This window comes from Sulfurospirillum sp. (assembly GCF_036802865.1).
In the GTDB taxonomy this organism is placed as follows: domain Bacteria; phylum Campylobacterota; class Campylobacteria; order Campylobacterales; family Sulfurospirillaceae; genus Sulfurospirillum.
In genome coordinates this window covers 457,987-471,772 of the sequence record NZ_DAIRVK010000001.1, presented here as the reverse complement: position 1 = coordinate 471,772, position 13,786 = coordinate 457,987, and the positions used below count along the sequence as shown (strand labels likewise).

Genomic DNA, 13,786 nt, shown 5'->3' with positions numbered 1-13,786 from the left:
TTAAAAGCAAACAACTGCTCTTCCATAAAGAAAAATAAAAGAAGATTTTAGTTATAATCCTTACTCTTCACCGCAATCGTTTAAATTTCCATTTTTGATTTTTCATCATTGCGAATAACACACATGACATAAAAAATATGCATCTTTTTAAGGAAACTTATGGAAAAAATTGTAGACATTATAGAATCTATTGCCCATGAAAAAGGGCTTGACATTAACGAAGTTAAGAACACTGTTACCGTAGCACTCGTTAAAACTGCTAAAAGAATTTACGGTGCAGAATACGAATACGGTGCAGAAATTGATCCTGCAACTAAAACACTTAAACTCTATCAAAAAGTTATTGTTGTTACCCCCGATGATGAAAGACTTTTGCAAGGTAATGAAAATTTTATTGCAATCAAAGATGCAAAAGAAGTTGATCCTGACATTGAAATTGGTGATGAACTTACCTATGAACTTCCACTTGATAATTTAGGTAGAACTGCCGCTGCCACACTTCAAAAAGAGCTTGAGTACCATATTCAACGACTTTTAGAAAATAATATTTTTGAAAAATACCAAAAATTAGTGGGTAAAACTGTTTTTGGAACCGTTGCACGTGTAGATAACGATGAAAATACCTATATTGAAATTGACGAAATTCGTGCAGTATTACCACGTAAAAACCGTATCAAAGGTGAGAAATTTAAAGTTGGAAATGTTGTAAAAAGTGTTATTCGTAAAGTACTCATTGACAAAACTCAAGGCATGTATGTCGAGCTTTCTCGCACCAGTCCAAAATTCTTAGAGTCACTGTTGGAACTTGAAGTCCCTGAGATTAAAGACGAATTGATCAAAATTATTGGTAGTGCTAGAATTCCAGGTGAGCGTGCTAAGATTGCACTGATGTCACTTCATCCAAACATTGATGCTGTTGGGGCTACTGTTGGAACAAAAGGTGTGCGAATTAATGCGGTGAGTAAAGAGCTTCACAATGAAAATATCGACTGTATTGAGTACTCAAACATTCCTGAGATTTTTATAGCGCGTGCTCTTAGCCCAGCAATCATCTCTAATGTTAAAATTCAAAACGGTAAAGCTATTGTTACCCTTCCAAGTGATCAAAAATCAAAAGCGATTGGTAAAAATGGTATTAATATCCGTTTGACTTCAATGCTCACTGGATTTGAAATTGAATTGGTTGAATCAGGATCAGGTACGACCTCCTCAAGTGAATCTGCAAACGATGATCAACCAGAACGCGATCCAAACGCACTTAAAAACCTTTTCGGCGGACTATAATATTATCTTCTAACATGTAAAGCGAGCTGCTTTACATGTTACCCTTTTTATTTTGCATCTATTCTGTTTTTTCTTTAACGTAACTTGCACCATTGTTGATCTTTTCTTTTGTCCATTCGGCACCATCCTTCGCATCTTTTTTAATGCCACCCCACGTTGCACAGCCACTCATCAAAGCAACTGCTACTAAAGCTAAAAGAATATTTTTCATTGTTTTGTCCTTTTCAAAGTTATTTTATCCTCGTCGTTTAAAGTGAGGATTGAGTTTATTTAACACCAAATCGGCAATCATATTACCCAGTAAAGTTAAAAATGAAGAGATAATAAGGATACCCATAATTACGGGATAGTCACGACTTAAAGCGCTTTGATAAAAAAGAAGTCCCATACCATTAATCGCAAAAATAGACTCTAAAATCACACTGCCACCAATAAGCCCTGGAAGCGAAAGCCCCAGAATTGTGACTATTGGAGGAGAGAGATTTGGAAGAATAAAACGCATTAAAAGAGCTTTCCCTTCAACACCTCTACTTTTAGCAAAAAATATGTAGTCACTCTTTAAAATATTAAGCGTCAAACTTCGCACATATAAAATCAAACTCCCTAATCCACCAAAAACCATAACGAAAATAGGCAAAGTAAGATGCCACGCCATATCTGCCATATAGCGAATTCCCGTTCCACTGATACCTTGTGAATGTAATCCCGATATAGGGAAAATTTTCCATTGAACCGAAAAAAGAATCACCAACAGCAAAGAGAGGTAAAACGAAGGCATTGCATAACTAATTAAGGCAAACTGTTTGATACTTTTATCATACAGACTTGTTTGCTTCATGGCTGATTTTATGCCCCAATAAAGCGCTAAAATAAAGACCAAAATCATACTAATAACATTCATCAAAAGTGTAATGGGTAACCGTTCAAGTATCTCATCGCGTACAGACTTACCGCTGGCAAAGGAGATGCCAAAATCAAGTTGGAAGATTGCTTTAAACCATGCAAAAAACTGTACCGATAAAGATTGATCGAGTCCGTAAATACGCTTGAGTTGGTCTAAGGCTTCAGGAGTAATATTGGGGTTGAGTTCGCCGCTGGCAAAAAAAGAGTTAGGAGCGAGATGAATCGCTCCAAAAGAGATGAGAGAAATAATGCAGAGCATCAGTACTACATATCCAAATTTCTGCAGTACTAATTTCATACTTCTTCCTTATTTTTGCATATCCCACGCAAGTACTGTATGACCCTCAGCATCAGTCTCATCCATACCCATACCCATGATGCTATAACCTGCATCGACGTAATGAATTTCGCCTGTAACACCGCTTGAGAGGTCACTTAAAAGATACATACCACTGTTGCCTACTTCATCCGTAGTAACATTTTTGCGAAGTGGAGAGTTCACTTCATTCCAATTAAGAATCATTCTAAAATCACCAATACCACTAGCAGCCAATGTTTTGATAGGACCAGCACTGATGGCATTGACACGAATACCACGACTTCCAAGATCAACGGCAAGGTAGCGAACGCTTGCTTCTAATGCAGCTTTTGCAACACCCATAACATTGTAGTGAGGGACATAACGTGGTCCTCCTAAATAGGTCAATGTCAAGATAGAACCATTGTCATTCATAACAGGCAAACATGCACGTGAGAGTGAAACCAATGAATATGCAGATGTACCAAGAGCAATATCAAAAGCCTCTTTAGTGGTATCAACAAACTTACCGCTTAATGCCTCTTTTGGGGCATAAGCAACAGAATGAACCACAAAATCAATCTTTCCAAAATCTTTTTCTAATGACGCAGTTAACGCTTCCAAGTGAGCAGGATTGTTAATGTCAAGCTCATACACTTTGTCGCAACCAAATTCTTCAGCGATAGGACGGACTCTTTTTTCTAACTGCTCGTTAAGATACGTAAATGCTAATTCGGCACCTTGCTCTTTACATGCTTTAGCGATTCCATATGCAATTGATTTATTATTGGCGATACCTACGATAAGACCTTTTTTGCCTTTCATGATCATAACTCAAACTCCTCTTATTTTTTTACGTTATCAGCGATGCGAATCATCTCGCAAAATGCTTTCTCATTCCAACTAGCAGTTCCTACCAGAACACCCTCACAAGCTTTTACATGTAAAATGGATTCAATGTTGTCCACTTTAACACTTCCACCATACAAAAGTGGAGCAGAGAGCTTTTCACAAAGCCTTGTTAGTACCTCTTCAATATCTTCCAAGCTTGCAGTCAATCCCGTACCAATCGCCCAAACAGGCTCATAGGCAATAATGAGTTTGTCATAATTAATATCAACACCCTCAAATTGCTCCCAAAGATAACTCATAACTGCATCAATACCCTGAACCCTGATCTCTTGTGGTTCACCAATACAATAGATAATTTCAGCTTCTCTTGCTTTTGCAAAATCGTATTTCTGGGCTATAAAGCTTTGTGCCTCTTTGAGAATATGGCGTCTTTCACTGTGTCCAATAAGTACCGTTTCAATGCCAAACTCTTCAAGCTGTTCAAAACCAATTTCGCCTGTGTATGAACCACTTTGAACAGGGTAAAAGTTTTGCGCACCCACTTTAAGACTTGGGACATCATCAAAAGAATCAAGCGCTGTAAAGGGCGCAAAAATACGCACTTGTTGCGTACTTTTTGTATTGGAAACAAATGCTTGAATCTCATTGATAAAAGCCTTTGCCGAACCTCTTGTGTAATTTGTTTTAAAGTTTGAGGCAATAATCATGCTTATTCAGTCTCACTTGTACTCAGTACTTTGACACCAGGCAGTACTTTGCCTTCGATAAGCTCTAAGCTCGCTCCACCACCTGTAGAGATAAATGTCATTTCATCTGCATCCCCTGCTCTGGCGACAACATCTGCTGTATCACCACCACCTACAACCGTTGTTGCATGTGCTTGAGCAATATCATGTGACATTTTAAAGCTACCTTTTGAGAATTTTTCAAGCTCAAATACACCCATCGGACCATTCCAAAGAATGGTTTGAGCATCTGCAAGTGCTTCTCTAAACAAACGTGAAGTTGCAGGCCCAATATCAAGCCCCATCCAACCTTTTGGAATTTCTTGAACCGTTACAAAGTTAATTGTTGCATCTTGCGAACATGTCTGTGCCGCCACAACATCCACAGGTAAGTAGAGCTTAACACCTAAGCGTTTTGCCTCTTCCATGACACGGCTTGCTTCATCAAGGAGTTCATCTTCAACCAACGAATTTCCAATATCAAGACCTTGCGCTTTGAGGAAAGTAAATGCCATACCGCCACCAATCACCAGTTTATCGACACGTGGAAGAAGATTGACAAGTGCTTGAAGTTTTCCACTCACTTTACTACCACCGACAACGGCGACAAACGGACGTGTTGGACGGCGAAGAAGATTTTTAGAAAATTCAACTTCTTTTTGAAGTAAAAATCCAGCAGCAGAACTTTTTTCATTAAAATAATGTGTAATGGCTTCAACCGAAGCGTGTGCACGATGGCAAACACCAAACGCATCGTTGATATAGACTTCTGCCATATCTGCTAATGCTTTTGCAAACTCTTCATCGTTTGCTGTTTCACCTTTGCTAAAACGTAGATTCTCTAAAAGTAAGATCTCTCCTGGTTGAAGTGCGGCTGCTTTTTCAGTTGCATCTTTGCCAATCACATCACTGGATAAAATCACCTCTTTGTCTAAAAGACGTTTAAGTCTCATTTGAACAGGTGCGAGTGAATACTTTTCATCCACAACACCTTTTGGACGTCCTAAATGGCTTGCCAAAATAATGGAGCAGCCATGGTCTAAACAGTAACGAATGGTAGGAATTGCTGAACGTACACGTCTATCGTCTGTGATATTTGCAAACTCATCTAGTGGTACGTTGAAATCACAACGAATAAAAACTTTTTTACCTGCAATATCTAAATCTCTAATGGAGCGAATCATTCCCTATCCTTTTTATTTGCTTACGTGTACAGCCATGTCAACCAGACGAGATGAGTAACCCCATTCGTTGTCATACCATGCCATTACTTTAACCATATTGCCACCAATAACTTGTGTCAAATCTGTTGCAACAATAGAACTCCATGTCGTAGTAACGAAATCTTGAGAAACTCTTTGTTCAACATCCACTTCCAAAATACCTTTCAAACTTCCATTGGCATGTTGTGTGAAAAGTGCATTGACTTCTTCTTTGGTTGTATCTTTTTTAACAACAACGTTCAAATCAACGATAGAGACGTTAGGTGTTGGAACACGGACGCTTTGTCCATGGAGTCTTCCTTTGAGGTGTGGAAGCACTAAGCCGATTGCTTTTGCAGCACCTGTACTGGTTGGGATCATGTTGATCGCAGCAGCACGTGCACGGCGTAAATCTTTACTGTGTTTGACATCTAAAATATTTTGATCGTTGGTATAAGAGTGAACCGTTGTCATTAAACCTTTGTCAATGCCAAACGCATCATCCAAAATTTTAGCTACGGGTCCTAAACAGTTTGTGGTACAACTAGCATTAGAGACAATCGCTTGACCTGCATAGGTATGGTCATTTACACCCATAACAAAGGTCGGAGTATCATCTTTTGCAGGAGCTGACATAACAACTCTTTTGATGCCATTGTCAATAAAAACTTGTGTATCTTTTTGGGTTAAAAGGGCACCGGTACATTCAAGCACAACATCGACGCCATAATCAGCGAAATTTAAAGCCTTAGGATCGCGGGTTGAAAACATTTTAACTTTTGCTTTTCCTATTTGCATATAATCATTTTCTAACAGTTCAACTGTTCCTTGAAAAATACCATGTACACTATCGTATTTGAGTAATTGTTTTGTCATAGAACGTTCAGCCGTATCATTAACACACACCAACTCAACATCGTCCCTTGAATCAATAATTCTTGCGACGCATCTTCCAATGCGACCAAATCCATTTATAGCAATTTTGAGTGCCATAGGTATTCCTTTTGATATAATAGTCGTTTTAGTCCATTTGCTTTTAGAGAAAAGCGAATTATTTTAGCAAAAATGATGTATAAAAAAGTTTAAAAAGTCCATGGAGTCCTAAAGTTGAATATAGCTATTTTTGGAGGTTCCTTTGATCCTCCCCATACTGGGCACGAACTCATTGTCAAAAAAGCCCTTGAAATTCTTGATATTGACAAGCTTTTAGTCGTAACAACATACCTCAGCCCTTTTAAAGAGAGCTTCTGTGCCCCTGCACCCATGCGCCAAGCGTGGCTTTCAAAGATGTTTGAAGGCATGGAAAAAGTCGAAATTTTTTCGTATGAATGCGATCAAAAAAGACAAGTTCCAACGATTGAAACCGTTTTACATGTAAAGAGTCTCTATCCTGAAGCAAAACTTTTTTTGATCGTTGGAAGCGACAGTTTTAAGGCACTCCCCAAATGGAACCGTCACGAGGAACTTTGCTCACTGGTAGAATTTGTTGTAGCGCCTCGTGGAGAATTTACACCGCCCAAAGACTTGAAAATTTTACCAATTAATGTTAATATCAGTTCTTCAAAGCTCCGCTCATTTTTGGATAGAAGATTTATCCCAAAAGCCATCGAAAATGAAGTGATAGCGTTTTATACAAGGAATCCAATGGATAATAGAATAGAGAGAATCGTCACTGCGTTAAGCGACAAAAAAGCAGAAGATATACAAGTATTTGATATGACAGGTAAAGATTATTTTGTCAACACAGTTGTTATTGCAACAACAATGGGTGAGAGACATGGGCTTTCACTTTTAGATCATCTTAAAACCGAACTCAAAGGTGCAGGAGAGAATTTTCTCAATGTTGATGCCGATGATAACTGGACTGTTATTGATATGGGAGATGTTTTAATTCACCTGATGACACCTGCTTATCGTGTAAAATACAACTTGGAACTTTTCCTCAAAGAGAGAGAAGATGAGATGAAAAGAGTACGTGGCGTAGAGTAAATGTATTGATGCGCCTTCCTAGTTTTGCTAGGAAGGCGTAACTTCATTAAAGTTTAGCGTCTGGTTTAGGTGTTTTTTCACTGCTTTCGGGAAGCTCAGGATAAATAACCACAGGCTTTCTGCCTTTCAATGCTTTCAAGAATGTTTCAATCTTTGTACTCTCAGCATCACTGATACTAATTCCTAACTGTGTACTTCCCATCTCTTTGATCGCATCTTTAAGTGTCCAAATCGCACCATTGTGAAAATATGGAGCCGTCTCACTGATATTTCGAAGTGTTGGTGTTTTAACCATCCCATTTTTATCACCCACAAAATCACCCACTTGAGCAAATTTGTATTTACCCGCTACTTGGAATGGCTGCATGGTACCACCTAAAGCAATACCGTTATGGCAACTCGCACACCCTTTATCAATAAAGACTTCAAGCCCTTCTTTTTCAGCTTTAGAAAGTGCATTGTCATTACCATTGATAAAATCATCAAAACGAGATGGTGTCACCAATGTTTTTTCAAAAATTGCAATCGTAGAGGTAATCTTCTCAAAATTGATTTTTACAGTATCGCCATACGCACCTTTGAAAAATTCAACATACTCAGGAATAGAGTTAATGCGCTCTTCCACCAATTTTGGGGGCGCTGCCATCTCAGGTCCTGCTTGAACTGGACCTTGTGCTTGGTCTGCTAAGTGTGGGCTTCTTCCATCCCAAAATTGTGCTTTAAAAAAGGCAGAGTTATACACCGTTGGAGAGTTCAGATGATGAGGGTTTGCAGTCCAGCCATGTCCGATTGCTGCACTAATGCCATCCGTTCCCCCTATCGCTAAATTGTGACAGGTATTGCAACTAATAATTGAGCTTTTAGACATACGAGGATCAAAATAGAGTTTTTTACCCAGCTCTACTTTGGCAACAGTGATTGGATCCTTAGGATCATCTATTAATTTCAAAATTTCCAGTTGACTTACAGGAATTGATTCAATACCATTTTGCTTGACCTTGTCAACCAAACCATTTGCCCCAAATAACATGGTTGCACTTAACGCACAAAGACTTAATGCCTTAGAAATTTGCATTTCCACTCCTTTTTAAGATGTAGAAAAATTATATGAATATTTATCTTAAATAGTAATTAATCTTATTTAGAATTAAATACTATTACAAAATAGGAATAAATAGGATAGTTAATATCTTATTAAGTTCAGCTCCTATAAAATTTTGTATCATATATTAAGGATATATATTCAATGGATCGATTTAAAGATGTTTTAAAAGCAAGCAACCTCAAATCAACACACCAAAGGCTTGTTATTTTAGATTCCATCGATCAGTTTGGACATGTCGATATCGACACACTTTATGACGCCATTTTTCAAAAATATTCTACGATGTCCAAAGCAACACTTTACCGTAACATCAACGACCTTATCTCTTTTCATATTCTAGAAGAGGTTAAGCTTCCACACCAAAAACAACAATATGAAATCAAGAAAGTGCCCCACATTCATCTTTTATGCTCAGAGTGTGGTAGTGTTGAAGATATGTTCGTAGAGACAAAACCCCTTTTAGAGACGATCTCTTCTCAAAGTGGTTTTCACATTAATAACAGTTTCATTGTCATAAATGGAACCTGCAAAGCGTGTCAGAGTAATCAATAACATCTCTTACATGTAAAGCATTTTAAAACCAGTTTTGCAACTCTATGGTTGATTCAAGCCTCTCTTCAAGGTCATCATCTAGTTGATGTAAAAAATCAAATCCACTACTATACTCCACGTCATCAATACTTACCACATACTTTTCAAGGCGCTCATGGGATTTAGCATTTTGAGGAATGATAAAAGCAAGTGTTCTGATCTCTCCATTATGTGTAATTCCAATGTATATTTTATAAAAAGCATCTGGGATTTCAACCCAATGCGAACTTTTTAGTCGAACTGTTTTGGCATCAAATAGTGGTCCTGTGTAAACCCAAAGCTCTTTAAATTTTGGTGCGAAAGTTTCTAGCTCAATCGCTTCCAAGTGTTGCCATAATTTTTGATTTAAAGAAGGTTTTTGGGGAGTAATATTTGTCATCAAAAAAGTCTCTTGCTGAGCTTCTTTGCCATACAGAAGAGCTATCGCATGGTTAGGTGCCATATGCCCCCTATCATATCCACTATTCGTATAATCGCTTGGTGTGATTAGCCCTAAATTACGCCAATCTACACCAAAGCCATCTGGGCGTTTGAGGTGCTGTGCATTTTGGGGTGGAGGTGTCAGCTTATAAACAATCCACAAAGGATTACCTTTAAAATCGCTATACCCAACCATGTAGGCTTGATTGCGCAATATACGCGTGTATGTAGCCATTGAATGCTCTAAAGCTTTAGGGACACCCTGAAACACCATAGTGTCACGTGCAATAAAAATTTCATAGGAATAGGTAAGCCCTCCTAAAAGAAGGGCTACAAAAAATACTTTGGGATTTTTAATGAAAAATGCTAAAAGAGAGGCAAGAATGTGTGATCTATTCACAATCACACGTTACATTTTGTCTTTTGCATTAATGCCGATAAGTTTAAGTCCTACGCGAAGAGAAAGTGCCACAACGGCAAAAAGTTTAAGAAGTTTTTCTTCATCACTGCTTCCCACAACACGATTCTCGTTGTAAAATTTATGCAAACTCGCTGCAAGGTTTTTAAGATACTCTGTCACTTTTTGCACTTGTCTCGAGTGAAAAGCATCTTCTAAAACTTCTGGTAATAATAACGCACTAAAGAGAAGATTTTGAGCCTCTTCGCTAAGATTTTCCAACTTCACATTTTGCACATCACTAAGACTTTTTTCGGCTTTAGCAAAAATTTGATTAATCCGTGCATGCGCATAGTTGATATAAAAAATTGGATTATTACTGTCTTCTTGTTTAAAGACATCCACATCAAATTCAAGATGCGTATCTGATTTTTTACTGAGAAATACAAAACGCAAAGCATCACTTCCTACCTCACTGACAACATCACTCATTAAAATGAAATTTCCAGCGCGTTTACTCATTTTATACGGTTCTCCACCTTTCAGAAGAGAGACCATTTGTGCTAAAAGAACTTCAAGTTTTTGCTCATCGTAACCTAAAAAGTTAATTGCTGCTTTAACACGAGTTATATATCCATGGTGATCTGCACCCCAAATATTGATATATCTATCGTATTTTCTTTGAAATTTGTTATCATGGTAAATAATATCGCCTGCAAGATAAGTAGGTCTACCATCTTCTCTTACAACGACACGATCTTTTTCATCACCTAGTTCTGTAGAGCGAATCCAGACTTTTCCACCTTCTGTGTAAGTTTTGTCACTCTTTTGAAGTTTGGCAAAACTGTCGTCCCATTTATCATAAAGCGACTTTTCACTCACAAATTGTTCAAACTCAATGCCGACATCCGCGAGATTGGATTTGATGAGCTCTAACATCTTATCCTTGCCCCAAACAGAGAGCGTTTTTATATTAGCTTCATCTTCAAACACAGCATGACCAAGTTCAGCTTTTGCAACATGAGCGAGATCAATAATATATTCGCCTCGGTAAAACTCCTCTGGCCACTCAACAGGTAAACTAAGGACATGTTCGCGTCCTGCAAGATACAGAGAAAGTCCTAAAAGATCAACTTGATTACCCGCATCATTGACGTAATATTCCGTTGTGATTTTATAACCAAGATGAGAACCAATACGATACAATGCATCACCCATAACCGCGCCTCTAGCATGTCCAATATGAAGCGGTCCTGTAGGATTAGCACTCACGTACTCAAGAAGGATTGACTCATCCTGATCGTCTTTTCCAAAAAGTGCTTCATTTTGAATTGCCCATGTAGCATACTGATCCAGAAAACTCTCACTGAGTTTAAAGTTGATGTACCCTTTAATAGGAGTCACTTCTTGAAAGATCTCCTCTGCCTCAAACTGAGTACAAATCTCTTCTGCGATTGCAATAGGTGATTTTTTTAACTCTTTAGCAAGAGAAAAAGCGATAGGAGTTGCATAATGACCAAAAGAGAGATTGCTAGGTTTTTCTAAGACAAACTCTCTTTGTAATTTTTCTTTAATAGCACGAATAACCGATTTTTTCAATACGTAACCTTATACAGACTTTTTTTCATCTGCTGGTGTAGATGTTGTAGCAGTAGGTGCAACGCTTGACTCAGGTTTTGCTTCTACTTGATCTACCGTAGTTTTTGCTTGTTCATCTTCTTTGATAGCTTTTTTAAAATCTTTAATGCCTTGACCTACACCTTTAGCAAGTTCTGGTATTTTTTTAGCACCAAACAATAAAACAACAACTGCTAAGATGACTAACCAATGCGATATACTAAACGAACCCATACTCTCTCCTTTGTCTTTATAACTGTATATTAATGTTATTGTATCATTTTTTTGTAAACAAAAAATGAAGCAAACTTTTTATTCGATATTTGCCCATACACTGATAAATTCACCTAAATCCATCAGTTCCATTTTTTTACGCGACGCATAAGCAATAGAAAGTAAATCATGTAGTGCAATTTTAAAATCATCGTTGACTAAAACATAGTCATACTCGCTGATGCATGTCATCTCTGAAACAGCATTAGCTAAACGTTTTTTGATCACTTCTTCGCTATCAGTTCCACGATTAAGCAACCTTTCTTTAAGGCTTTTTTGATCTGGAGTTGTAACAAAAACAGACGTAATTAAACTACTAAATTTTTCCCGTGCAATTTTATGACCCTGTACATCAATATCGCAGATAACCAGTTTTCCCTCATGAAGTTCTTTTAAAATTGGTTTTAGAGAGGTGCCATAATAGTTATCATGTACTTTTGCCCATTCTAAAAAAAATCCTGCATCGATATCGTTTTCAAACTCTTCTTTAGAAATAAAATGGTAGTTTATGCCATCAACTTCACCTTCACGAATAGGTCGTGTTGTACTGGAAATTGAGAAATAAGAATCAGGAATTTCTTGCAAAACCTCTTTCATTAAAGAGCTTTTTCCCGATCCACTAGGTCCTGAAACAACTAAAAGATTTCCTTTCACACTTGCTCTTTTTCATCAAATGTAATAGTAATATTCAGGCGCATCCCTTTGAGTGCTTCACGTAAAATATCACTCTGTGCTAAGCTAGAGATACTTTTAGCAATACTGCTCTCAATCTCATCACGGATTACTTCAATTTCTTGATTTTTTTCTTTTTGCGTTGGAACGGTTAACGTAGGCGTATCTTCTTCATCCAGTTCCTCGCCAAAAGCGTGTTTGAGCATATTTTCATTAAGATCATCTAGCGAGTCTATATCGTCGCTTTCCATATCATCAAAACTGATATTTGCTTTAGGAAGTAACTGTTCTTCTTCTAAAGCTTGCTCTTTTTCTTCTTCGATTTTTTCATCAATCTCTTCTGCAAAATCATCAATAATTTCTTCTTGGTTTTCTGGAATTTCAGCCTCAACATTAGCCTCTTCTTCAAGCGCTTCTGGGGTATCCAGAGAAAGGGAGAGATCTTCAAATTTCAAATCATCATTATCATCAAGCTCAAGATCTAATGTATCCTCTTCTAGCAACTCTTCTTCTTTTAAAGCATCATCTTCAAAGAAAAACTTACCAGCATCATCTTCTTTATTCAACTCTAACGCATCCAAAGACAACTCAGAGATTTCTTCCTCTTCTTCTTGCTCTTCACTTTCATCTAAAAGTTGTTTTACTTCATTAATGTCATCTTTGTCCAAAACAGATGGATTTACAGACTCTTCTAGCACTTCTTTTGATTCAATTTCATCTGCAGTAGAAGAAACATGCTCCTCTTCTTCAAAATCAAAATCTTCCAAAGGTGCTGCATCCTCTTTTTCTAAGGGTGCTATTTCATCAAATGAAAATTCGTCATTAGCCACAAGTTTATTGTCCAAACTCTCTTCGTCTGAAGAGTCATCTAAGCTTAGATCGTCTAAGGCAAGATCATCCAGTGAAAGCTTTTCACTAATATCTTCGTCCTCTTCATCTTTGAAGTCATCATCAGCCTCTTCTAAAAGATTAATAGGGAGCATATCATCTTCTGTTTCCAGTGTATCAATTTGGTCAATATCAAAAGCATCCGCAAGCTCTGTCGCTTGTGAAGTAGACAATGATGTATCGTCTTCATTTTCTTCTGTTATATCTGCTTGTTGGCTTTCAATTACATTTTTCACTTTATCTAAAAGCACCAAAAAATCTGTTGGTAAGAATGGCTTTTCAAGCGCAACATTCACCGTATCAGGTTTTTTTGCACCTCTTTGGCAGATATAAACGATATAGTCACATCCTATATGACCACATAGTTCTGATAAAGCTATTTCATCATAAAGTTCATTGTCGACCAAAATGACATCATATGTTGTAAGTGGCACTAAGCCATAGTCTTCAAACTCATCTAACTCATACCCTGCTTTTTCGGCACTAAGTTTGATCAATCTTGAAACAGCGGGATTATTATTGAGTAGTAACAGGCGCATGCTCACTCCTGAATGAGAATTATTAACACTC

Annotated in this window: 15 protein-coding genes; 3 read left to right on the top strand and 12 right to left on the bottom strand. The window is 37.6% G+C overall.

Translation table 11 applies throughout. The features are described 5' to 3' along the window. The first annotated feature begins 159 nt into the window (after nt 1-159). Nucleotides 160-1,284, top strand: a complete 1,125-nt coding sequence (gene nusA / locus V7Q04_RS02415) for a transcription termination factor NusA (RefSeq protein WP_333803324.1) — start codon at nt 160-162, stop codon at nt 1,282-1,284. Nucleotides 1,285-1,342: 58 nt separating this feature from the next. On the opposite strand, the gene V7Q04_RS02410 is transcribed toward nusA, so the two are convergent. Genes V7Q04_RS02410 through gap form a run of 6 tightly spaced genes read right to left on the bottom strand, consistent with a single transcriptional unit; the run spans nt 1,343 to nt 6,257 of the window. Then, nucleotides 1,343-1,495, bottom strand: coding sequence for a hypothetical protein (locus V7Q04_RS02410; protein WP_333803323.1), 153 nt, complete (start codon nt 1,493-1,495; stop codon nt 1,343-1,345). Between the two features lie 24 nt (nt 1,496-1,519). Then, a complete protein-coding gene (locus tag V7Q04_RS02405; protein WP_333803322.1) occupies nt 1,520-2,485 on the bottom strand; it encodes an ABC transporter permease in 966 nt (321 codons plus the stop codon). 9 nt (nt 2,486-2,494) lie between these two features. After that, entirely contained in the window at nt 2,495-3,316 is an 822-nt protein-coding gene (gene fabI / locus V7Q04_RS02400; protein WP_333803321.1) for an enoyl-ACP reductase FabI, read from the bottom strand. Nucleotides 3,317-3,330: 14 nt separating this feature from the next. Next, the gene (locus V7Q04_RS02395) at nt 3,331-4,044 is read right to left on the bottom strand and encodes a triose-phosphate isomerase (RefSeq protein WP_333803320.1); all 714 of its coding nucleotides are present in this window, start codon (nt 4,042-4,044) and stop codon (nt 3,331-3,333) included. A 2-nt stretch (nt 4,045-4,046) separates the two neighbouring features. After that, nucleotides 4,047-5,246 carry a phosphoglycerate kinase gene (locus V7Q04_RS02390; protein ID WP_333803319.1) on the bottom strand — a complete coding sequence of 400 codons (1,200 nt, stop codon included), beginning with the start codon at nt 5,244-5,246 and terminating at the stop codon, nt 4,047-4,049. A 12-nt stretch (nt 5,247-5,258) separates the two neighbouring features. Then, nucleotides 5,259-6,257 carry a type I glyceraldehyde-3-phosphate dehydrogenase gene (gene gap / locus V7Q04_RS02385; protein WP_333803318.1) on the bottom strand — a complete coding sequence of 333 codons (999 nt, stop codon included), beginning with the start codon at nt 6,255-6,257 and terminating at the stop codon, nt 5,259-5,261. Nucleotides 6,258-6,371: 114 nt separating this feature from the next. Here gap and nadD point away from each other — a divergent pair, with 114 nt between their 5' ends. After that, entirely contained in the window at nt 6,372-7,253 is an 882-nt protein-coding gene (gene nadD / locus V7Q04_RS02380; protein WP_333803317.1) for a nicotinate (nicotinamide) nucleotide adenylyltransferase, read from the top strand. 46 nt (nt 7,254-7,299) lie between these two features. Here the strand turns inward: nadD and V7Q04_RS02375 are convergent, their stop codons facing one another. Then, on the bottom strand, nt 7,300-8,328 hold the full coding sequence (locus V7Q04_RS02375; RefSeq protein ID WP_333803316.1) for a cytochrome-c peroxidase: 1,029 nt from the start codon (nt 8,326-8,328) through the stop codon (nt 7,300-7,302). Nucleotides 8,329-8,499: 171 nt separating this feature from the next. On the opposite strand from V7Q04_RS02375, the gene V7Q04_RS02370 reads away from it, so the two are divergent. Beyond that, nucleotides 8,500-8,910: a Fur family transcriptional regulator gene (locus V7Q04_RS02370; protein WP_333803315.1), complete on the top strand. Its 411-nt coding sequence runs from the start codon at nt 8,500-8,502 to the stop codon at nt 8,908-8,910. 22 nt (nt 8,911-8,932) lie between these two features. On the opposite strand, the gene V7Q04_RS02365 is transcribed toward V7Q04_RS02370, so the two are convergent. The 5 genes from V7Q04_RS02365 to V7Q04_RS02345 form a co-directional block, all read right to left on the bottom strand. After that, a complete protein-coding gene (locus tag V7Q04_RS02365) occupies nt 8,933-9,769 on the bottom strand; it encodes a DNA/RNA non-specific endonuclease (RefSeq protein ID WP_333803314.1) in 837 nt (278 codons plus the stop codon). Nucleotides 9,770-9,778: 9 nt separating this feature from the next. Next, complete coding sequence (gene argS, locus V7Q04_RS02360; protein WP_333803313.1) at nt 9,779-11,365, bottom strand: arginine--tRNA ligase; 1,587 nt, start codon at nt 11,363-11,365, stop codon at nt 9,779-9,781. A 9-nt stretch (nt 11,366-11,374) separates the two neighbouring features. Beyond that, nucleotides 11,375-11,617, bottom strand: a complete 243-nt coding sequence (gene tatA, locus V7Q04_RS02355; RefSeq protein ID WP_333803312.1) for a twin-arginine translocase TatA/TatE family subunit — start codon at nt 11,615-11,617, stop codon at nt 11,375-11,377. Between the two features lie 78 nt (nt 11,618-11,695). Then, entirely contained in the window at nt 11,696-12,310 is a 615-nt protein-coding gene (gene gmk, locus V7Q04_RS02350; RefSeq protein ID WP_333803311.1) for a guanylate kinase, read from the bottom strand. Further along, entirely contained in the window at nt 12,307-13,755 is a 1,449-nt protein-coding gene (locus V7Q04_RS02345; protein ID WP_333803310.1) for a hypothetical protein, read from the bottom strand. The genes gmk and V7Q04_RS02345 overlap by 4 nt, the downstream gene beginning before the upstream one ends. Nucleotides 13,756-13,786 lie beyond the last annotated feature (31 nt).